The sequence below is a fragment of the Brevundimonas sp. genome (genome assembly GCF_003248455.1).
Classification (GTDB): Bacteria; Pseudomonadota; Alphaproteobacteria; order Caulobacterales; family Caulobacteraceae; genus Brevundimonas.
In genome coordinates this window covers 1-20,833 of sequence record NZ_QFNM01000035.1, presented here as the reverse complement: position 1 = coordinate 20,833, position 20,833 = coordinate 1, and the positions used below count along the sequence as shown (strand labels likewise).

Annotated in this window: 24 protein-coding genes and 1 pseudogene; 12 read left to right on the top strand and 13 right to left on the bottom strand. The window is 64.7% G+C overall.

Features of this window, described 5'->3' with window-relative positions; all coding sequences use genetic code 11:
* Window positions 1-106 precede the first annotated feature (106 nt).
* Window positions 107-934 carry a DUF3800 domain-containing protein gene (locus DI624_RS13120; RefSeq protein ID WP_291539309.1) on the top strand — a complete coding sequence of 276 codons (828 nt, stop codon included), beginning with the start codon at window positions 107-109 and terminating at the stop codon, window positions 932-934.
* Between the two features lie 471 nt (window positions 935-1,405).
* On the opposite strand, the gene DI624_RS13115 is transcribed toward DI624_RS13120, so the two are convergent.
* On the bottom strand, window positions 1,406-2,236 hold the full coding sequence (locus tag DI624_RS13115; RefSeq protein ID WP_291539306.1) for a hypothetical protein: 831 nt from the start codon (window positions 2,234-2,236) through the stop codon (window positions 1,406-1,408).
* Complete coding sequence (locus tag DI624_RS13110) at window positions 2,233-2,385, bottom strand: hypothetical protein (RefSeq protein ID WP_291539304.1); 153 nt, start codon at window positions 2,383-2,385, stop codon at window positions 2,233-2,235. The genes DI624_RS13115 and DI624_RS13110 overlap by 4 nt, the downstream gene beginning before the upstream one ends.
* Window positions 2,386-2,456: 71 nt before the next feature.
* On the opposite strand from DI624_RS13110, the gene DI624_RS13105 reads away from it, so the two are divergent.
* Entirely contained in the window at window positions 2,457-2,726 is a 270-nt protein-coding gene (locus tag DI624_RS13105; RefSeq protein WP_291539334.1) for a helix-turn-helix transcriptional regulator, read from the top strand.
* 425 nt (window positions 2,727-3,151) lie between these two features.
* Entirely contained in the window at window positions 3,152-3,946 is a 795-nt protein-coding gene (locus tag DI624_RS13100) for a DUF4760 domain-containing protein (protein WP_291539302.1), read from the top strand.
* 42 nt (window positions 3,947-3,988) lie between these two features.
* Here DI624_RS13100 and DI624_RS13095 read toward each other — a convergent pair whose 3' ends face one another.
* Window positions 3,989-4,621: a hypothetical protein gene (locus DI624_RS13095; RefSeq protein ID WP_291539300.1), complete on the bottom strand. Its 633-nt coding sequence runs from the start codon at window positions 4,619-4,621 to the stop codon at window positions 3,989-3,991.
* Window positions 4,614-4,871, bottom strand: coding sequence for a DUF6471 domain-containing protein (locus DI624_RS13090; RefSeq protein WP_291539297.1), 258 nt, complete (start codon window positions 4,869-4,871; stop codon window positions 4,614-4,616). The genes DI624_RS13095 and DI624_RS13090 overlap by 8 nt, the downstream gene beginning before the upstream one ends.
* 110 nt (window positions 4,872-4,981) lie before the next feature.
* On the opposite strand from DI624_RS13090, the gene DI624_RS13085 reads away from it, so the two are divergent.
* The 7 genes and pseudogenes from DI624_RS13085 to DI624_RS13055 all read left to right on the top strand — a co-directional run bounded on the left by DI624_RS13085 (window position 4,982) and on the right by DI624_RS13055 (window position 11,695).
* The gene (locus tag DI624_RS13085; protein ID WP_291539295.1) at window positions 4,982-6,055 is read left to right on the top strand and encodes an IS1595 family transposase; all 1,074 of its coding nucleotides are present in this window, start codon (window positions 4,982-4,984) and stop codon (window positions 6,053-6,055) included.
* Window positions 6,056-6,296: 241 nt separating this feature from the next.
* Window positions 6,297-6,569, top strand: a complete 273-nt coding sequence (locus DI624_RS13080; RefSeq protein ID WP_291539293.1) for a hypothetical protein — start codon at window positions 6,297-6,299, stop codon at window positions 6,567-6,569.
* A 256-nt stretch (window positions 6,570-6,825) separates the two neighbouring features.
* On the top strand, window positions 6,826-6,990 hold the full coding sequence (locus tag DI624_RS13075) for a hypothetical protein (RefSeq protein WP_291539291.1): 165 nt from the start codon (window positions 6,826-6,828) through the stop codon (window positions 6,988-6,990).
* Entirely contained in the window at window positions 6,983-7,537 is a 555-nt protein-coding gene (locus DI624_RS13070; RefSeq protein WP_291539289.1) for a hypothetical protein, read from the top strand. Before DI624_RS13075 ends, DI624_RS13070 begins: the two co-directional genes overlap by 8 nt.
* Before the next feature lie 32 nt (window positions 7,538-7,569).
* Window positions 7,570-8,169, top strand: a pseudogene (locus DI624_RS13065) (ATP-binding protein); the annotation flags it as partial.
* 199 nt (window positions 8,170-8,368) lie between these two features.
* Window positions 8,369-9,889, top strand: a complete 1,521-nt coding sequence (locus DI624_RS13060; RefSeq protein WP_291539287.1) for a response regulator — start codon at window positions 8,369-8,371, stop codon at window positions 9,887-9,889.
* A gap of 39 nt (window positions 9,890-9,928) precedes the next feature.
* Window positions 9,929-11,695: an MFS transporter gene (locus DI624_RS13055; protein ID WP_291539285.1), complete on the top strand. Its 1,767-nt coding sequence runs from the start codon at window positions 9,929-9,931 to the stop codon at window positions 11,693-11,695.
* 4 nt (window positions 11,696-11,699) lie between these two features.
* Here DI624_RS13055 and DI624_RS13050 read toward each other — a convergent pair whose 3' ends face one another.
* Window positions 11,700-12,101 (bottom strand): YidB family protein, encoded by a 402-nt coding sequence (locus DI624_RS13050; RefSeq protein WP_291539283.1) that lies wholly within the window; start codon window positions 12,099-12,101, stop codon window positions 11,700-11,702.
* 109 nt (window positions 12,102-12,210) lie between these two features.
* Window positions 12,211-12,348 carry an entericidin A/B family lipoprotein gene (locus DI624_RS13045; RefSeq protein WP_017505021.1) on the bottom strand — a complete coding sequence of 46 codons (138 nt, stop codon included), beginning with the start codon at window positions 12,346-12,348 and terminating at the stop codon, window positions 12,211-12,213.
* Between the two features lie 132 nt (window positions 12,349-12,480).
* Between DI624_RS13045 and trmD the strand changes: the two genes are divergently transcribed.
* Window positions 12,481-13,221, top strand: a complete 741-nt coding sequence (trmD, locus tag DI624_RS13040) for a tRNA (guanosine(37)-N1)-methyltransferase TrmD (protein WP_291539279.1) — start codon at window positions 12,481-12,483, stop codon at window positions 13,219-13,221.
* Window position 13,222: 1 nt separating this feature from the next.
* Window positions 13,223-13,648, top strand: coding sequence for a 50S ribosomal protein L19 (rplS, locus tag DI624_RS13035; RefSeq protein WP_291539277.1), 426 nt, complete (start codon window positions 13,223-13,225; stop codon window positions 13,646-13,648).
* Between the two features lie 110 nt (window positions 13,649-13,758).
* Here the strand turns inward: rplS and DI624_RS13030 are convergent, their stop codons facing one another.
* The 7 genes from DI624_RS13030 to infB form a co-directional block, all read right to left on the bottom strand.
* Window positions 13,759-14,244, bottom strand: a complete 486-nt coding sequence (locus DI624_RS13030) for a PA2169 family four-helix-bundle protein (RefSeq protein ID WP_291539275.1) — start codon at window positions 14,242-14,244, stop codon at window positions 13,759-13,761.
* A 71-nt stretch (window positions 14,245-14,315) separates the two neighbouring features.
* Window positions 14,316-15,113, bottom strand: a complete 798-nt coding sequence (locus DI624_RS13025) for a tryptophan 2,3-dioxygenase (protein ID WP_291539273.1) — start codon at window positions 15,111-15,113, stop codon at window positions 14,316-14,318.
* Between the two features lie 47 nt (window positions 15,114-15,160).
* Window positions 15,161-15,691, bottom strand: a complete 531-nt coding sequence (locus DI624_RS13020; protein WP_291539271.1) for a CHAP domain-containing protein — start codon at window positions 15,689-15,691, stop codon at window positions 15,161-15,163.
* A 35-nt stretch (window positions 15,692-15,726) separates the two neighbouring features.
* On the bottom strand, window positions 15,727-16,869 hold the full coding sequence (locus tag DI624_RS13015) for an acyltransferase (protein ID WP_291539269.1): 1,143 nt from the start codon (window positions 16,867-16,869) through the stop codon (window positions 15,727-15,729).
* Window positions 16,870-16,936: 67 nt separating this feature from the next.
* Window positions 16,937-18,409, bottom strand: a complete 1,473-nt coding sequence (locus DI624_RS13010) for a carotenoid oxygenase family protein (protein WP_291539267.1) — start codon at window positions 18,407-18,409, stop codon at window positions 16,937-16,939.
* A gap of 25 nt (window positions 18,410-18,434) precedes the next feature.
* Window positions 18,435-18,866, bottom strand: a complete 432-nt coding sequence (locus tag DI624_RS13005; RefSeq protein ID WP_291539265.1) for a DUF2141 domain-containing protein — start codon at window positions 18,864-18,866, stop codon at window positions 18,435-18,437.
* A 242-nt stretch (window positions 18,867-19,108) separates the two neighbouring features.
* Window positions 19,109-20,833 (bottom strand): translation initiation factor IF-2 (gene infB / locus DI624_RS13000; RefSeq protein WP_291539262.1); only part of this gene is annotated, 1,725 nt, incomplete at its 5' end.

The window sequence follows — 20,833 nt, the reverse complement described above, 5'->3', positions numbered from 1 at the left end:
ACACTTCGTTCGCATATTTTTCTTTGCTGTCGAGCCGTTATGTCAACATATAATGCAACTCATCGTTGGGTTCCGATTGCCGGGGCTCGGTCTCGCAACGGACATCGTGGATTTCATCGCCTACATTGATGAAGCTGGAGATGAAGGCTTCGGCAAGCTGAAAGCGCAGGGCAGAGCCGGTGGTCAGTCACAATGGTTAGCGATTGGAGCCTGCTTGGTCCTCGCCACCAACGACACCAGCCTCCCAAAGTTGAGAAACGAGATACTTGCTAAGTTCCCTCGAAGAGCAAATCGAGATTTGCATTTCCGTGACTTGAACCACGATCAGAAAGTGGTGGCCTGCCAGGAAATAAGTCGGTTTCCTCTGGGAGCCGCTGTGATGCTTTCTAACAAAACAACTATCCCTGGGACAAAATGGGCCAATGTATTCAAGTCGAAGGGGATGCTATACAACTACCTAGTTAGATGGCTTTTGGAACGAGTGACGGCCGAGTGCGCGGCTGGAAGCAGCGCTGAGCCATGTCGTCTAAAGCTTGTGTTCTCTCGTCGAGGCGGAACCGACTATCATCACATGAAGGACTATCTTCGCTTGATGAGAGATGGCCGTGAACTTATGCGCCCTGTGCGATCGATTAACTGGAAGGTCCTCAATATAGATGATCTCGTAGTGGAGGATCATTCACGCTGGGCTGGTTTGCAGATAGCGGATTGCATCACGAGCGCGTTCTGGACAGCCGTTGAGCCGAATGTCTATGGCAATCACGAGACTCGCTATGCTGAGATTCTAAAACCCCGCCTTATTCACAAGGCTGGCAATGCGCTTAACCATGGGCTCGCCCCGGTCCCTTCATGGCACGCGTCGCACCCCTCCGACATCCAAAAACAATTTCTTCTGTCCTTTACGAAGGGGTGTGGGCAGACCCCCGGCCCCTGATTCACACTGCGAGAGTGCTGCCGCCTAAAGGCAACTCGGGGTTAGTCCGACGCATGTCTGCCCAGACCAGTATCGGATAAATTCCCCGAAATTACAAGCCGTTGAAGAAATCCCGTAACAGATTCAAAAGATAGAACAATCTGGTCCGAGGGCACGAGACCCTTTAGCTAACAGCCAGCCGCGCGACCAGATGGGCTTTCTGCGCTACACCGACCCACAACATGATCGACCCTGCCGTCCCTAGGATGATCGAGCGGCGGGGTGACCATCGGGGGCGCTTTCCATAACGCCGCGATGGCGCAACGTTTGGCCGTTCACCAGTCTTAGTCGATCAATTGGAGGACGCGTCGTTGATCGCCACATGCCAGTGGGTGGAACTAGGTCCGAACAACCATGACCAGTGCCCAGCGGCTAGTTCGTCGCCGTTGAGCAAGGGCGGATCGGCAGCACATCTCGGGCCATCGCCGAGCGCTATTCGATCACAAGGACCCCATCGGCTTTGGATGGTGGCGGCCCATCGGTCCAGTGCCATGTCTCGGGTGTCCGCTGCATAGCCTGCATCGTGCGCCCTGGCACGGCGGGAATGCCGGTTGGAACGGGGAAGTCTGTCCCCGACGGCACCAGATTGAGTGTGAATCTATGCGGGGCGCCGCCGAAGTTGACCTCGACGACAATCCGCCGGCGCGTCCCTTCTGGGATCAACAGTTGGTCAGCGAAGACATAACCGCCGAAGGTCGCGCCTGAGTCGATCGTCGTCGTCTGGAGAACGTTGCGGCCCCACGCCGACATCGCCCGCCGCAGTCGATTTTCGATCGTTGCTGTATCGACGGCATACGAGCCGGCGGCCGTCCGATACGCGATCTGCCGGCGGTGACGGTCCGGCAATCCGTCGGTGTCGAGGTAGGCGAGATACCCTTCGATACCCGCGTCTATCCAGGCCGCATTGATGTCGCGCTGGGCTTTGATCCGCTCCTGGTGGCGCAGGTAGTTGAAGTCTTGGACGTAAAGGGGCGTGCCGTCTTCCAAGAGGATGCGGACGTTCTCGACGCCGAAGTTGAGCGGCGCGTTGCTGGTGTTGAAAGCGGCCACCGCGAAGAACATCTTTGACGTCGCGTTATATCTGACCGGCAGCAACATGACGGCGCCGGCGGGGCCGTTGGAGACCATGGCGGCGTTACCGCGAGAGAACCGAACACCGACATTGTAGTCGCCGGTCGGGACCATGCGATACTCGGGTTCGACCGTTGCGCATCCGGTCAAGGCGGCGGTCGCCATCAGCGTTGCCAGCAGCTTCATCTTCATCGACGTTTCCCGTTCATGGTGCCCAGAATGCCGATAAGCAATCCGATGATCGCTCCCACGGGGCCAGCCACGAAGAAGCCGACCACGCCGAGCATGATGCCTGTCAGACAGCCCATTGGCTGATCCGTGCAGTCGCCTTCTTCATCCAACAGCCCCCTCGACTTAATCTGTAGGCTATATCCCGTGGTTTAATGACTGGTGAAGCTGTCGCTTGCCGGGCATGAACGGGCGGGCGCTGGTGGCGTGGAATCTCAGAAGGCTGCGGACCGCGCGAGGGCTGTCGCAAGAGCGGCTGGCCGCCGACACAGGCGTAGATCGGGCCTACGTCAGCGAACTGGAACGCGGTCAGGGAAATGCGTCGGTCGATCTGCTGGATCGGCTGGCGGAGGTATTGCGGGCGCCTCTGTCAGAATTCTTCGCGGAACCTATAGAAGGTCAGGCTCGGCCAGAGCCCTTACCGGCAGGACGCAAGAGCGGCGCTAAACACTAGGCGTCTGAGGTCGGCCGAAAGATCGGCATGGTTATGCGCTATCTCGCCGGTATCGAGCGCGGCGAGGAGAGCCCCAGCTTGGCGTTTCCGGTAAAGTTGGCCGAGGTGCCGGGGCGTAGAGCCGGGCTATTGTCAATTCTAAGGCGGGCCAAAAGGGCAGGCGTTGCGTTTATAAGTGGCATCGCTGAAGCACTTGGCATGGCTTGGCGGAAGCCCTATCTCAACTCGCGTTGGGAACTAACATAGGCCACTATGCGTAGAGCCCCGCACGAGGGTGAGGGCCGAATTCCTTGACGGGTGGCCCGTCTTCCTATAGGGTATGTTTAGGTCAAACTAAGGAGGCCAATATGCGCGAAGGTATGGTTGGCGGCTAACGCCCCCTTAAGGATGAAGATTTAAAGGCAGCCTTACGGGCTGCCTTTTTCGTGTCTGGATCGATGATAAGCCATTCTGAGCGTCAAAAAGTCATCCGGACCATATGTAAGGCTGCTTGCGCAGGGTTTGTTGCCGAAGGCCGATTAGAGGAACGTGAGGCCCGCGTCCTTGCTCAGGAGGTCGATGCGCTCATTACTGCGGCGGGAAGAAGAAAACGAGTCACGGCCGGAATGCGGACCTGGAAACGTATCAAGCCTTTCTCTCCAGTAATCGCGACGGTGGTCATGATAGTCTTTGCGTGCCTTGCGCTCGGGCTATACATATTGTGGCTTGCTTCTCACAAGCCTGACGAGACTACGCTCGTTTCGGCCGCCGTAGCGACAATGGCTGTTGCCGCCGCTGCAATAGGGTGGGCAGTTGCTGGATGGGTATCCCATCGAAATTCAAGGGTGCAGCACACCATAAATCTTCTTTTCGCCCGCGTTTCTCAACCCACGTTCGCCGAAAACACCTTTGCGTTCCATGAAGCGTTTGGTCTTAAACTATCGCCGATGGTTTACATTTCAGACCTTTCTCGTATGGAAAACTCAAAAAACGAGACAGACAGGAAAGCTGCTCAGTCCGTTAAATACATACTAAACTATTTTGAGTTCGTTGCCGCTGGAATAACGCGTGGTGATTTGGACCTTAAGTACGTTGACCTTACAATGAGAGGCCAGATTAAATTTTACTATGATAAGTGTGAACCTCTCATAATTGCTTCGCAGGACGCCAATCCAAAGACGTTAGAGAATTTATCTAAACTTCGGGACTACTATAGGCATCAAGACTTTCTCGATATATAATTAGATGTTGATAGATTTTCTTGATGACGTACTTCTTCATTTTTATTCTAGATTAACACTACGTCCAACGGCGATCACATGTCCGGCCCCGCTGATCTCCCAGGGATCGAGGGTCCAACCGGTCGCCATCAACGCAGCCGCCGCCAAGTTGATCGCCGGCTCGTCAGGCACATCGCTCGGCGCCCGCAGATCGCGCGCCTGAAACGCCGCCAGCGCCAGTGAGGCGTCGTCCATGTGGGTAACGGCCTTGGCGTGACCCGAGACGAACGCCTCCCACACAAACAGACCCTTACCGCGCTCGTCGAATGCGATCGGACTGGTGGTCGCCAATCGATGATTGGTGTTTCGAGCGATCTGCGAAAAGCACCACGGCATGAGGCCCAGCGCGGCGCCGAGAGCCCCGCAGCCGGCGCCGGCGGACCACGCTCGATTGAACGTGATCTCTGCGCCCAGCCGCCGGCTCGTTATCCGCTTCAGGTCTTCACGGCGAGGCGTCCAGATCGGAGCCTCGAATCCGAGCGCGACGGGCGTGCCGTTATTGAGCGCGTTCGCCATATCGTAGAGAGCGGTATCTAGGTCCTGACCTGTGCCGGACCGGCTGTTTGAAGACGCCCAGCCGATTTTCTCGGGGCCGCCGACGTCGATCGCGATAACGAGCATCTTGCCGCTATTCATCTTGTCCCGGCTCGCCCAACCGCACCACATAGCTGCCCATCGCCAAACAGCACTCGATGAAGAAGCCGGCACCGAAGCCGCCCCGGTTAATCTGGTTCCTGATGTTGGCCTCATTGGCGGCCGGACCGGCGCCACGTTGGCGAAGCGCTTCGGCCAAATCCTTGTAGGTGAATCCCCTCCGCTGCATCTCGGCCTTGAGGATTCGCTTCGCCTTGAGGGTCGTATCGTTACCAGCGGTTGGGCCTGCCACACATCACTCCGAGATCGAACACATCAGAAATGATGCGTTTGCACTTGACTCGACGCGCTCGTTCCGTTCAAACGCATCACATGTGATGCATATGAAACGGAAAGGACGGTTTGAGCCAGCATTTTCTCCTCTCAGCAAAGGCGCGGTCGATCTCCGTCCGCGACATCGCCCGCCTGGGCGAGGAGGAGGCGTATGCGATGTTCAAGTCGATCCGGTTTGCCGAGAGCGATGGGGAGCCGAAATGCCCACGCTGCGGGATCGTCGCCGTCTACGAGTACCGCGCGCGACGGCTGTTCAAATGTCAGGGCTGCGACAAGCAGTTCACTGTTACGTCGGGAACGGTCTTCCGCAGCCGGAAGATGTCCTTCGCCGACATTATGCTGGCCGTGGTGCTGTTCGTGAACGGTGTGAACGGTTACGCCGCACTGCGGCTCAGCCGTGACCTCGGCTGCTCCTACAAGACCGCCTTCGTCCTGCACAAGAAACTGTCGCGCGTGATGGCCTCCATGCAGGCCGAGACCGTCTTGACCGGAGAGGTGGACATCGACGGCCTCTACGACGGTGGTTCCGTGCGCCAGGAAAACCTCGTTAAGGATCGAAAGAGGGATGGCCGTAAGCAGTTCAATACGAAGCGACATACGATCGTGACCGCTCGTGAACGTCGGATCGGAGGGCGTTCCCGCGCCTGGGTAGTGCCGGTAGAGAAGGATGCCGACCCCAGCATCAAACGGACGGTGAACCCGGCGGCTCATGTCGTGACCGACGAGTCCCCGGCGTACTCGCGCTACTTCATGCACTTCGCCGAACACTCGACGGTCAATCACAGCGTCGGCCTGATGGTGGATGGTGTTCACACCAATCTGGTCGAGGCGCAACACAGTCGCATTCGGCGCGCTACGCGGGGGGTCTACCTGCGTACCAGCGGCAATCATGCCCAGCGGTTCGCCGATGAACTGTCCTGGCGCGACGACTTTCGCCGGCTAGATAATGGTCAGCAGTTCCGCATGATCATGAAGCGCGCGCTCGACCTGCGTCCTGACGCTGAACTCGTAGGATATTGGCAGAAACGGCCCGAATGGCTGCGTTCGATAAACCGTCGACGCGGACTAAGGGCGCTGACGCTGAAGCGTAAGGGACGGCCGACGGCACCCATTTCGGCCTACTCACAAGCTGCCACCGCGTAGGGCGCCCTTCAATCTCCTGCACGGCACCGTCCTTGACCCGCTCCTTCATCGAAGCCCTGACGGCGTTGTCCAGCTTGCTCATCGCGCCGTTATCACCGACGTCAACTTCCATCGCACCTGCGATTGCCTTGGAGATTTCGCGGGTCGTTATCGGTTCCTTGAAGGCTCTCAGCGCCTGATAGGCCGCCTTGGCGATTGAGCCTTTCCGGCGCGTCTTCCGAGGATGTAGGGGCGTCAGGTGGTGAGGCGTCCATTCCGGATCGACGAGATCACGAAGCAGGTAATCAAGGTGCGCCATCCTCTCTTTCAAGACCCGCTTGCGGGCTTGGATGGCTTTGTCAGCATCTGCGAGCGCCTTCAGGCCTACAATCGTCTCGGTGGGCTGTTCGGCGCGTTCGTATTCACCCAGAGCGAGACGGTAGGAACGTTCGTGGGCGACGCGGATTTCGTGGCGGCTGGACATGGCCGCGAATGGACCAGCCAACGGCTAAGGTCGAGTTTTCGAACAAGCTGAACGGGTCCTTCGTTCGACCTGCGATCCGACTCGCATATCGACGAGATTCGATTCGACGACGTCAGAGAATCGCCCGAGCGTGTGACGCATTTCATGGAGCCGATGATGTCCAGCGATTATGATCGAGAATCCGATTTCGAGATCATCCAGAAGTCACTCACCACGGCGCATCTCCAAATGCCGGATTTCGAACCGGCTCCGCAGGAGGAACCGGTGGCGCCGAGTTCTCAGGACTCCGACGCGGAGTAGTGACAGCATGGCCGACGAGAGCCCGAAGACCCAAATCGCCGTCAACAGCGCGACAACGGCGCATCTCCAGCGGCACATGCAGGTGGCTCCGCTGAAGGCGGCATCGGGCGTCTCATCGCCGACACCCACGCCTACGCCGACCGTTCCCGCGTCGGCCAAGAAGGATGCCTAGCGCCGGGCCTTCCTGGGTCGACGCCGTCTCCATTTTTGTCGGCATTAGTTCACTGGTCGTGGCCGCCGCCGCTTTGGTGATCGCGGGGATTGCTTGGCGGAATTCGGATCGCAATTCGTCAGCAGCAACGCTGCTTGCCATCATGGAAGCTTTCCGAGAGGCGTGGGAACGCTTCGACGATCCAGACGCGACCAAACGAAACTACCACTTCCACAATCTCATGAATCTGTTCGAGGTCGGTTGCGCGATACATCAGGACCGCTCCGTTCACGGTGCCTCGAAACAACTACTCGAAGACTATATGCGCGACACGCTCACCATGATCGCGCGAAACGCAGGCGCTCGGGCTGAGATCGCTCGGATGCGGAACAACCCCCACGTATTCGAGTACCTGAAACGATTTCTCATGGCGATGAGGCTTGAAGGACATCCTCATTTCATCGAGCCGATGGTCAACAAGGATGTGCCGCAGGCGGCGGGTGGGTCGGCCAAAACGGAGGCTGATGCCCCGGCGCCCACCGAGCCTGCTACGCCAGGGAACGCCTGATCTCTCTTAGGTGTGTTTGCGCCATAACAGCGGAGTATTCGGCCCAGGCCCTGGATTCGCTGCGCCAGCCGCTGGAGACGGGCGAGATCGTGGTGGCGCGCGCCAACGCCCATGTCCGCTATCCGGCGCGGTTCCAGCTGGTGGCGGCGATGAATCCCTGCCGTTGCGGTTTGGGCGGGGCCGGACGCGGGGCCTGCGGCAAGGCTCCGCGTTGCCAGCGCGATTATCAGAACCGCATCTCCGGCCCGATGTTCGACCGGATCGACCTGACGGTGGAGACCCCGTCCGTCACCGCCGCCGACATGGCCCTGCCGCCGCCGGCCGAGGGCACGGCGGAGGCCCGCGCCCGCGTCGCTGTCGCCCGCGCCATGCAGGAGGATCGGTTGCGCGCCGCCGGGCTGGACCCGGCCCAGGCGCTGAACGCCCGCGCATCGGGCGAGATATTGGATCGGTTCGCCACGCCCGACGAGGCGGGACGAATGCTCTTGATGCGGGCCGGCGAGGCCGGGGGGCTGACGGCGCGCGGCTGGACCCGCACCCTGCGGCTGGCCCGCACCATCGCCGACCTGGAGGGCGCGACCGGGGTGCTGCGCCGCCATATCGCCGAGGCCCTGATCTATCGCCGCGCCACCCTGGGCGCCGAGGCCGATTTTGACCGCAGCGCGGGTCGCCGCGGCGATGCGCCGTTCGGCCTGCGCGAAGGCGACGTGGAACAAGCCCCCTTCGCCCACGACGGGCCGACGCCTTTCTCGCCTCGCGATGGCGTGGGCGCGGAGGAACGGGACGGTTCCTTAACCCCAAGCCTCTAACCTCGTCGCCATGGAGACTGTGATGGCGCGACGCCGGGCGACCGACAGGACCGACGAGACGGCGCCGCCGAACGCGGCCGCTCGGCAGTTCCTGCGGCTGATGAGCCACGAGATGCGCACGCCCCTGAACGGCGTTCTGGGCATGATCGGCCTATTGGAGCGGACCAGGCTGGACGGCGCCCAGCGCGCCTATGCCGAAAACGCCCGCCAGTCGGCCGAACACCTGCTGGGCCTGGTCAACGACCTTCTGGATTACGCCCGGCTGGAAGCCGGGGCGCTGGAGTTCGACCTGACGCCGGTCGATCTGGAAGGGTTGGTCCAGGGCGTCGCCGAACTGCTCAGCCCGCGCGCGCACGACAAGGGGCTGGAGATCGTCTGGTCCGTCGCCGCCGACGCCCCCGACATCCGGGCGGACGAGGGCCGGCTGCGTCAGGTGCTGTTCAACCTGGCCGGAAATGCGGTCAAGTTCACCGAAACAGGCGGCGTCCGCGTCACGGTGGAGAGGGTTGGCGGCGACGACATCCGTCCACGCCTGGCGTTCCTCGTGGACGACACCGGCCCCGGCGTGCCGCCCCCGGCGCGCGCCCGCATATTCGAGGAGTTCGGCCACGCCGACGCCTCCGACGCCGTGCGTCACGACGGAGCCGGCCTGGGGCTGGCGGTCGTACGCAAGCTGGCGACGGCCATGGGCGGATCGGTGCAAGTCGAAGATCGCCCCGACGCGCCCCTGGGCGGCGCCCGGTTCCGTTTCGAGGCCGCCTTCGACGCCGTCGGCGCCCCGCGCGCCCGGTCGCTGCGAGGACGAACGGTCGCCGTGCGCTCGCCCGACCCCTTCGTGATGTCGACCGCGAAGGCCCAGATCGAAGCGTCCGGCGCCATGCTGTCGGACTCGGCGCCGGTGATCCTGATCGATCATGCGCCGATGACGCCCGGCCAGCCTGTCGCCCTGCCCCAGGGCGGGCGCGCCGTCGTCATGTTGAAGCCCGGCGAGCGGGATCTGATCGCGGCCTATCGCACGGCGGGCGCCGACGGCTATCTGATCAAGCCGCTTCGGCGGACATCCTTGGTGGAGCGGGTGTTGGCCGCCGCCGGGGACCAGACCCCGGAACCGAGCGGCGCGAAATCCGTCGAGGACGACCGGGTCGCGCCGGCGCGCTTCGCCGGGGTTCGCGTCCTGCTGGCCGAAGACAATCCGGTCGGCGCCCTTCTGGCCCGCACCCTCCTGCGCCGCGAGGGCTGCGTGGTCGAGACCGCCGCCACCGGCGACGAGGCCGTCGCCGCCGTCGGCCGCGCCCGCTACGACCTGATCTTCATGGACATGCGCATGCCCGGCATGGACGGACCCGCCGCCGCCCGCGCCATTCGCGCGACGGGTGATCGGACGCCGATCCTGGCCCTGACCGCCAACGCCTTCGCCGAGGATCGCCGGCTGTGCCTTGAGGCGGGCATGGACGATCATATCGTCAAGCCGCTGGACGCCGAGGCGCTGCGCGCCGCCCTGGCGCGCTGGACGAAGCGCGACATCCGCGCCAAGGTCGGCTGAGTCAAGGCTGCCGCGTTCCGGTCGCCGCCGGAGCCGTCCATGATCGACCAGACCACCCCCGCCGCTGCCGGAAAATCGGCCAGTCGTTTCGGCGGCCTGGCCGTCTATGGCGAACGGCGTGTCTTCATCATGCTGCTGCTGGGCTTTTCCGCCGGCCTGCCCAATCTGCTGATCTTCGACACCCTCTCGGCCTGGCTGCGCGAAAGCGGCCAGACGCTGGAGGTGATCGGCTTCTTCGCCTTGGCCACCCTGTCCTATTCGCTGAAGTTCGTCTGGGCGCCCCTGATCGACCGGACCGCCGTACCAGGCCTGACGCGCCTGCTGGGGCACCGCCGCGCCTGGATGCTGGTGACGCAGGGCGTCATCGTCTTCGGCCTGTGGTCGATCTCGACCCTGAACCCGTCGAACGCCCTGATCGCCGTGGCCGGGTTCGCCGCCCTGGTCGGCTTCTTCGGCGCGACCCAGGACATCGTCATCGACGCCTGGCGGATCGAGGCGGCGGACGACAGCCGGCACGGCGCCATGGCCGCCGCCTATCAGATGGGCTACCGCGTCGCCATGATCGTCGCCGGGGCCGTGCCGCTGGTGCTGGCTGATCTCTACAACTGGAATCTTTCCTACGCGGTGATGGCCGCCCTGATGGCGTTCGGCATCGCCGGCGTCCTGTTCGCCCCGCGCGAGAAAGCCCACAAGATCCGGCCGATCCCGGTCGGAGACGTGCCGTCGCGGCCGAAGCTCGAAGTCGTGGAATGGATCGTCCGCCTGGCCGTGATCGGGATCGCCGCCATGTTCCTGGGCGCGGGGCTGACGGGTCAGTCGGCGCCGCTGAACGCCCTGTTCGGCCTGTTCGGCCTGGGGGCGGACGGAAAGGCGTCGGTCGCAGCGGCCCTGTCGGCCAAGCCCGAGGGGGTCTATCTGCAGTTCGGCCTTGTCCTCATTGGACTTGTCGTCATGGTCATGGCCTGCTGGCCCCTGCCGGGGGTCCGGACGCGGCCCGGCGCCTATCTGGCCGGGTCGTTCGGCCAGCCGCTGGCGGACTTCTACAGGCGGTTCTCCGGCGTCGCGACCCTGATCTTGGCCCTGATCTGCGTCTATCGGCTGGCGGACTTCGTGCTGAACATCATGCCGCCCTTCTATCTGGACCTGGGCTTCTCGAAGACCGAACTGGCCGAGGTGCGAAAGGTGTTCGGCGTGATCATGACGACGGTCGGCGTCTTCGTCGGCGGCTGGTCGGTGGCCAGGCTGGGGCTGATCCGCACCATGGTCATCGGGGCCTTCATGAGCCCGGCGTCCAATCTGGTCTTCGCCTGGCTGGCGACCCAGGGCCACAGCCTACCGGCGCTGACGGTCGCCATCGGGGTCGACAATGTCTCCAGCGGTTACGCCGGGACCGCCCTGATCGCCTATATGTCCAGCCTGACGTCGATCGGCTTCACCGCGACCCAGTACGCCCTGTTCACCTCGCTCTACGCCCTGCCCGGCAAGCTCATCGCCTCGCAGTCTGGGCGGATCGTCGAGGCTTCGGCGCGGGCGGCGGAGGGGAACGGTCCTTTCGCCGGCCTGCGCGGCCCGTTCGCCAATCTGCAGGAGGGCGTGCTGACCGCCGGCGCGGCGACCAGCGGCGTCAGCCCCGCCGCCCTGGGCGCGGGCTATGCCGCCTTCTTCCTCTATTCCTTCGCCATCGGCCTGTTCGGCATCGTCCTGGCCTTCGTCGTGGCCGGCAAACAGATCGCATTGCAGAAGCGGCGCGAGAGCGAGGCGGCGGAGGACCCCGCCGTCGCGGCGACGGAGGGCCAGCCCTCCTGAAGGCCTACTTCTTCAGGAAGCCGCCGATCATGTCGCCCAGGCCGCCAAGACCGCCCGGCAGCTTGTTCAACAGGTCGTCGGCGCCGTCGATCTGGCCGCCGGGAGTCAGGCGGTCGATGGCTTCGGGCAGAAGGCCCGCCAGGGTTTCCCCGGCCTGCTGGGGCGAGACGCCCATCTTGGCGGCCATGTCGGCCAGGGGGCCGTGGCCGATGACGGCGACGATCTGTTCCGGGGTGATGCTGGCGTTGGCGCCCTTGCCGACCCAGGAGCCGATGACGTCGCCGAGTCCTGCCTGACCGAATTTCTCCGCCAGACCGCCGACGCCGCCCTGGTTCTTCAACAGGTCGCCGAGGCCGCCTGCGGCGTCCTGGCCCAGACCCTTCACCACATTGTCCAGAAAGCCCATCGTCCGTCTCCTGCTGCGAGACCGGCAGCGTAACATCGACTTGCGACGGATACGAGAAGGCCCGCCGGGTCGCCGGCGGGCCCTGGGTCAGGATCGAGAGGATCGATCCTTAGTTCTTGGCTTCGTTGGCGCCCTGGGTCACGGCCGAACCGGCGGCGGAGACGTCGCGGCCGGCGCCGGCGATGGTGTTGCAGGCGGAAACGGCCAGGGCGGCGGCGACGATGGACAGGGTGATGATCTTGCGCATTTTGGGGAACCCCTTGGTTGGTATGGTCAAGCTCCGTCCAAACGCCGATCTGCGCCCGGGGTTGCATGGCCGGCGACGAATGCGAACCCGGCGAGGCGACGGCCGCGGCGTTGTGGTGTATGAGCCGCCGCCATGCCCTTGACCGCCCCCCCCTTTCTGGCGACCGTACTGACCATGTTTCCCGAGGCCTTTCCCGGTGCGCTGGGGGTGTCGCTGATCGGCACGGCCTGGCGCGAGAAAGGCCTATGGAGCCTGGAGACGGTTGACATTCGCGCCTTTTCCACAGATACGCGCGGCTTCCTGGACGACACCCCTGCGGGCGGCGGGCCGGGAGCGGTGTTGAAGGCGGACGTGGTGGCCCGGGCGGTGGATAGCCTGCCGGGACCAAAGCGGCCGCTTTTGTACATGAGCGCCCGGGGTCGGCCCCTGACCCAGGCGCGCGTCAAGGAATGGGCCAAGGCCGACGGGATCGTCGTGCTGTGCGGCCGTTTCGAGGGGGTGGATCAGCGGGTGCTGGACGCGCGCGGGTTCGAGGAGGTCTCGGTCGGAGACGCGGTTCTCGCCGGCGGCGAGGCGGCGGCGATGGTCGCGATCGAGGCGTGCGTAAGACTGATCCCCGGTGTGCTCGGCTCAGGCGACAGCCTGTCGTCCGAAAGCTTCGAGGACGGGCTTCTGGAACATCCGCAATATACGCGGCCGCGGACGTTCGAGGGGCTGGATATTCCCGAGGTGCTGCTGTCGGGCGACCACAAGAAGGTCGCAGAATGGCGTCAGGCGCAGCGGGAGACGACCACGCGGGATCGGCGGCCAGACCTCTGGGCGGCGCATTCCGCCAACTCACAGCTAAAGGGCGCAAAGCCCGAGGAGAAATGACATGAATATCGTTCAGCAGTTGGACGCCGAAGAAAAAGCCCGCGTCCTGGGCGAACGCAAGATCCCGGAATTCCAGCCCGGCGACACTCTGCGCGTCAACGTGAAGATCAAGGAAGGCGAGCGCGAGCGCGTCCAGGCCTTCGAAGGCGTCTGCATCGCCCGTGACGGCGGCGGCGTCAGCGAGACCTTCACCGTCCGCAAGATTTCGTTCGGCGAAGGCGTCGAGCGCCGCTTCCCCATCCTGTCGCCGAACATCGAATCGGTCGAGGTGAAGCGCCGCGGCGTGGTGCGTCGCGCCAAGCTCTATTATCTGCGCGATCGTCGCGGCAAGTCGGCGCGTATCGCCGAGCGCCAGACGGTGCGCCCGGCCAAGGGCGTGGTGGTCCCGGAAACGGGTTCGGTCGACAAGGCCGGCGACGAAGCCTGATCGCATCCAGGGCGCCAACGCGCTTCGCGTTGCTTGAGCGCGGATGGCCAGCGACATGACGAAGGCCCCGGCGTCGCCGGGGCCTTTTCGATTCCAGCCTGGGCCAGAATCTATTGCGGGAACAATGGATTGTCGGCGTCCCGCTGGCCCTCGAGACTGCGTTTCAGCGCCTCCATCTGATCGTGCTCGACCTTGACGGCGGCATAGGCGCGCCGGATCGTTTCGCGCGTTGTGGCGGAAATGCCGGTGTCCTCCAGCGCCTTTTCGTATTTTCCGGCGATGAAGCCTTCGCCCGAGTTGATCGAGCCGACGACGGAATCGTCGTTGCGCAACAAGGCGTGCTTCACGTCGAGAAAGGCGCGGTGAGCCTTGGCCAGGATGGAGCCGTGCGGTTCGGGATCGCCGCCCAGACCCCGCACGGCGGCGGACAGGTCTTCGACCACCTGCTGACGCTCCCCAGCGCGACGTTCGAACAGCGTGCGGAAATGGGGATCCTGGGTCTGTTCGGCGGCCTCGCGGTAGCCGTCGGCGCTGTCCAGGGTGGTTTCGATCAGGCCGTTCAGGACCTTGATGTCATGAGCATTGGGATTGGTCATCTCGGTCTTCCTTCCGCTATGCGGTCGAACGGCGAAATGGCCGGGCGGGGCGTTGGTTTCCCTCTGCGACATCAAAGTTTGGTGCGGAGCGACCACAATTCGGGGAAACACCGCTTGGTCAGGGTCGAGGCCAGATAGGCCGCGCCTTCGGTGCCGCCGGTGCCGCGACGCCGGCCGATGATCCGCTCGACCGTGACCACGTGCTTGTGCCGCCAGGTCAGCAGGGCGTCGTCCAGATCGACTAGCTTCTCGGCCAGCTGATATAGCGCCCACCAGCGCTCGGTGTCGCGATAGACCTCCAGCCAGGCCGCCTCGACGGCCTCGGATGGTTCGTAGGGCTGGGTGACGTCGCGGTTCAGCACCTCGGCCGGCACAGGCAGCCCGGCCTTGGCCATCTGGGCCAGGGCGTCGTCATACAGGCTGGGCGCCGCAATGGCCGCTTCCAGCGCGGCGAGGGCTTCGGGCCGGTCGATGTGGAACTTCAGGAAACTGGCGTCCTTCAGCCCCAGCATGGCCTCCAGCCGGCGGAACTGATCGCTCTGAAAGCCCGAGGACGCCCCCAGCGCGCCGCGAAAGCGCAGATAGTCGGCCGGGGTCATGGTCGACAGAATGTCCCAGCTCTGGGTCATCACCGCCTGTATGCGCGACACCCGCGCCAGGCTCTTGTAGGCGGGCACCAGGTCGCCGGCCCGCACCATCGCCTGGGCCAGGGCCACTTCGTGCAGGATCTGCTTGAGCCACAGTTCCTTGGTCTGGTGGATGACGACGAACAGCATCTCGTCGTGCTGGTCCGACAGCGGGCGCTGGGCCGAAAGCAGGTCGTCCAGCGCCAGATAGCCGGCGTAGGTGATGTCGCTGGATTGGGTCATGCCCGCCTATCGCCCGCCGGGGCGAGCGGTGCAAGCCGGGGACTTTTTTAGTGCTGGCCCTGGGCCGAGACGTTGGCGGCCATCTGGCGACCGGCGTCGAAGGCGTCGCGGGCGCCTTTGTAGATGAATCCGTAGGTCGGATAGACCGTCGTGCCCAGGTCGTTGATCGGATTGTACCAGACCTTGACCTGCGACCAGTCGTTGGAGGGCGAGACGTCGACGACGGTGACGTTCTCCTCGACCTTGCCGCGGCTGCCGCCCCAATTGGCGTGGGTCACACGCACCACGCGGTCGGTCAGGATGTCCGAAACGACGGCCACGTGACCCCGGCTCATGCGCCCCTCGGGGCGGAACACCAAGACCGATCCCGTCTCGGGCGCCTTGCCGGTGCGGAATTTGGCGGCGGCCTGGCGCCACCAGGTCCAGGCGTCGCCGAAGATGTTGATGCCCGAAAACATGCGCGCGAAGGTCACGCACTGCCAGTACGGCTCATCGGCCTTTGCAGCGGAGGGGACAGCGCCCAGGGCGAAAAAACCGAGGGTCGCCGCAACTGCGGCGGCTTTGAGCCGTTTCGTCATAATTGGGGTATCCCGACCCGCCTATGGAACCCCCTTTAGGCCACGGGATCACGGCCTGTCGCAAGTTGTTTCGGCATATCGCCGTGCGGCCGGGTTTTGCTTGCGCCAAAGCCTCGCTTTTCCGTCAATCCGCGCAAAGCCTTGCGCGCCGGGCGTTCGACCAGGTGATAGGACGCCGCCGCCACGACCGGCAGCAGGGCCAGGATCGCCAGCCACACGAAAATTTGAAACTGCTTGTCGGGCGCATCGAACATCTTGGCCGCCAGGCCGACCGACAGCAGCTTCCACGGCACACAGACCATATAGACCGAATAGCTGATCTCCCCCAGATAGACGGCGGGCTTGGAGGCCAGCCATCCGGCCCGGTCGTTGGGCAGGGAGGCCAGCGACAGGATCAGGGCGCCGGACAGCAGCACCGTCACCCCGTCCCACAGACCGAGCGCGGCGCTGAGGATCATCAGGCCGAACGATACGGCCGCGCACAGCCAGGGCGCCTTCAAAGGGGCGCGGCGATAGACCAGATAGAGGGCGCAGCCCAGGGCGAAACAGGGCACGATCCGAAGCGCGCCCCAGCGGATGGTCGCCTCGGTCAGCGAAAAGCCGGCGATCTGTTCGAAGGCGAAATACAGGATGACCATGAAGGCGGCCGTCCCCAGCAGCGCCGCGACCGGCCGCGACCGCACCCGCCAGAACGCAAGGGCGAACAGCGGAAAGCACAGATAGGCGAACCATTCCGCCGAGATCGACCAGGATGGGTGGTTCCACCCCGCCACCGGCGCCAGGCCCCAGGCGTGAACCATCAGCAGATTGGCCGGCAGGGCGGACCAGTTCCGCACGTTCGGGTCGACGCTCACGCCCACGGCCAGCGCCGCCGTCGCTAGGACGCCGACCCCGATCAGGGTGAACAGATGAAGCGGATAGACCCGCGCCAGCCGGGTCCACAGAAAGCCGCGATAGGAAAACCGTCCCTCGCCCGCCGCCTGCAGATAGACGTGGCACAGGATGAAGCCGGACAGGACGAAGAAGAGCTCCACCCCCAGATAGCCCTTGGCGACGAGGTTGGACGCGCCCGCCCCCGCCAGGTTCTCCCAGAAGGTGTAGACCGCCACCCAGATGGCCGCGCCAAAGCGCAGGGCGGTGATCGGTCGAAGATCGGCGGGCGTCTGGACGGGGGTCATGGGCGTCACCTTGGCACATCGGCCTTTTCGAACCGTGAAGGCGCGCAAAGGTTGTGCCGCGCCGTCCTCAGCCCGCCCAGACGCCGTGGAACCCCGCCGGCAGGGCCGTATCCGCCTGCCAGGTCGCCACCGGCCCGTCCTCGATCCGGGCCACGTCGAAGACATGCAGTTCGGTGCGGCCGGCCCGAAGATTGACCGACGGCCCCACCAGCCAGGCGTCGCGTTCGGCGGTCGCGCCGGGCTTGGGCACGAAGACGGCCTCCTCCACCACCTGATGGACGCCGAATTCGAAGGTGTGCGAGCGACCGCTGTCCCAGTCCTGCACCGCCAGGCCCGTCGGCAGGGGCCGCCCCCGTGTTTCGCCCGAGGTGTGGGCCGTGAGGCTGCGTTTCTCGCCCGCGCGGCGCGGATCGGCCTTGGGGAATTCGCCCATGACGGCGCTATGGGCCATATCGGCCCGGCCGTCGGGACGCAGGGTGATCAGCGCCAACCTGGCCGGATCGCCCGGCACGACGCCATGTCCCTCGACCAGCACCCGCGCGCCATCCACCGCAAAGCGCGGATCGCCGCTGGCGGCCACGTCGAAACGGATCGTGCCGTCCCGTTCCGCCCAAGCGTCGCCCAGATGGAAGTGGAAGAAGGCCGGCAGGTCGTAGAGGCGGCGTTTGGACAGGTCGCCCTTGTCCAGCACCAGGACCTGCGTGCCGGTCTCGGGGCGCCAGGCCAGGCCCGCGATCACCGGCATGGCGCGGGTCTCGAACACCCAGGGCTGAAGCACCAGGATGATATGCCGGTCGGTGGCGGTGAAGTCGTGCATATAGCTGGCGCGCGGCAGATCGACGATCTGGGCGTCGTTCAGGCTGCGGTCGGGGTTCAGCCGCCAAATCACCGCCCGGCGTCCGGCCACGCCCACGTTCCAGATGGAGCCGTCGGACGCATAACGGGGGTGGGGCTGGAAGGGCATGCCCTTCAGATCGTCGCGCAGGGTGACGAAGCCGGCCGTGGACAAGTCCGACGGGTTCATCGCCAGGGGCGATCCCGCCTCCCAAAGGGCCCAGATCTGGTCGCCCGCGACCATGACGGCGGTGTTGGCCGCATTGGCGTCGTCGTTGGAGCCGATGCGGGCCCGCGCATCCCCTTTGGAGCCGAAGCCGGGCGTGACCACGGCCGCCAGTTCGGTCTCGTTGCGGCGTTTGGGGGTGTCGGCGAACCGGGCCTGAAGCGTCGCCTGGCCGTCATTGATGCGAAAGGCGCGCATCATGCCGTCGCCGTCGAACCAGTGGGTCGCCGAACCGCCCGGCCGGCGGAATTTGGCCGGACCGTTGCGATAGAGCGCCCCTTCCAGCCCGACCGGCGCGCGGCCGTGGATCAGCCGCATCGTCTGGCGCGGCAGGTCGGCTTCGACATCGCGGGTGGCCAGCGCCCAATCGGCGCTTGCAGCGGCTTCCAGGGCGGCGGCGGCGCGCACCATCTCGGGCGTGGCGACGGCGGCCGACAGGGCGGCGGCGCCCATCAGAAAGGAACGGCGGGAAGGGGTCATGATCGGGCTCCGACGCTTGGGAAGCTTATTTCAGGTCGATGGTCTGGACGACGGCGCCGGCGGCGGAGAACTTCGCCCTGTCCCAGCCGGCCGGCCCCATGTTCCCCACCGCATTGTTGGAGAAAGCATAGGGTTCGGTCGGCATGCCGAACGGATTGGTGTTCATCTTGCCGTCGCCGTTCAGGTCGTGAAAGGCGCGCACCGCATAGTCCCCGTCCGGCAGGCCGTCGAAGGTGACGCGCGTCTCTCCGCCGGCCGCGTCCAGCAGGGCGACCTTGGCCGGCTGACCGTGGCCGCCATAGGTTTCGGCGCTGTCGAAGACGGCGACCATGATCTTGCCCTGGGGCGCCGCCGTCGGGAAGGCGACGGTCAGGTCGGCGGCGAAGGCGGGCGCGGCCACGACGGCGGCGACCATCAGCGCGGCGACGGGGACGAGGGTGAAAGACAGGGTCTTCATGGCTTTGGTCCGGTTCTGTCGGAGGACCGCCGACCGGCCCTCGATGACCCGACCGTGCCGCCGCCATCGTCCGTTCGCCATCACGTCTGCGGCGACGCACGGGCCGCCTTCGCCAACGACCACGCCCGTCCATTGGCGAAGCGTGAACGGACACGCCCGGCGCCAGCCCAGGCGGCGCAACGAAAAAGGCCCGGAACCAGCGTTCCGGGCCTTCGTCTTTATCGGGCCTCGCGCGCCAGGATCTAGTCCAGGGTGCGCTTGATCTCCTCGACCGTGAAGCACTCGATGTAGTCGCCTTCCTTGATGTCCTGGAAGCCTTGGAACTGCATGCCGCATTCCTGGCCAGAGGGCACTTCGTTGACCTCGTCCTTGAAGCGTTTGAGCGTGTTGAGCACGCCCAGCTCCAGCACCACCACATCGTCGCGGATGATGCGGACGCGGGCGCCCTTGCGCACCACGCCCTCCGTGACGCGGCAACCGGCGATCTTGCCGATCTTGGAGATGTCGAACACCTGCAGCACCTGGGCGTTGCCCAGGAAGGTTTCGCGCTGCAGCGGCGCCAGCATCCCCGACAGGACGCCCTTAATGTCGTCCAGCAGGTCGTAGATGATCGAGTAGTAGCGAATCTCCACGCCCTCGCGCTCGGCCAGGTCGCGCGCCTGTTTCGAGGCGCGGACGTTGAAGCCCAGGATCGGCGCGCCGGCCGACTTGGCCAGGTTGACGTCGCTCTCGGTGATGCCGCCGGCGCCCGAATAGACGGTGCGGGCGCGGACCTCGTCGGTGCCCATCTTGTCCAACGAACCGACGATGGCTTCCGCCGAACCCTGCACGTCCGCCTTGATGACGACCGGCAATTCCGAGGCCTTCTTGGAGCCCAGCTTGGCCATCATGTCGACCAGCGAGACCGAGCCGCCCGAGACCTGGGCCTTCTCGCGCTTCACCCGCTGACGATATTCGGTCAGCTCGCGGGCGCGGGCCTCGGAATCCACCACGGCGAAGACGTCGCCGGGCGACGGCGCCTCGTCCAGGCCCAGGATCTCGACCGGGACCGACGGACCCGCCTCGTCCAGCTGTTCGTTTCGCTCGTTCAGCAGGGCGCGGACCTTGCCCCACGATCCGCCCGCGACGACGATGTCGCCGCGCTTCAAGGTGCCGCGCTTGACCAGGACGGTGCCGACCGGGCCGCGACCCTTGTCCAGCTTGGCCTCGATGACCACGCCCTCGGCCGAACGGTCGGGGTTGGCGCGCAGGTCCATGACCTCGGCCTGGATCAGGATGGCCTCCAGCAGGCCGTCCAGGTTCATCCGTTCCTTGGCCGACACCTCGATGATCTGGGTGTCGCCGCCCAGGCTCTCGGCGATGACCTCGTGCTGCAGCAGTTCGTTGACGACCTTTTGCGGATTGGCGTCCGGCTTGTCGATCTTGTTGACCGCCACGATCAGGGGCGCCCCGGCGGCCTTGGCATGCTGGATCGCCTCGATGGTCTGAGGCATGACGCCGTCGTCGGCGGCCACCACCAGGACCACGATGTCGGTCACATTGGCGCCGCGCGCCCGCATGGCCGAGAAGGCGGCGTGGCCCGGCGTGTCCAGGAAGGTGACTTTCTGGCCGTTTTCCAGACGCACCTGATAGGCGCCGATGTGCTGGGTGATGCCGCCGGCTTCGCCGCCAGCGACATCGGTGGTGCGCAGGGCGTCCAGCAGCGAGGTCTTGCCGTGGTCGACGTGGCCCATGATGGCCACGACCGGAGCGCGCGTCTCGGTGGCGCCTTCGTCGTCGGCATCGGCCAGGAAGCCCGTCTCGACATCGGATTCGGACACGCGCTTGACCGCCATGCCGAACTCCTCGGCCACCAATTCGGCGGTGTCGGAATCGATCACGTCGTTGATCTTCATCATCATGCCCTGACGCATCAGGAATTTGATGATGTCGACGCCGCGCACGGCCATCCGGTTGGACAGTTCCTG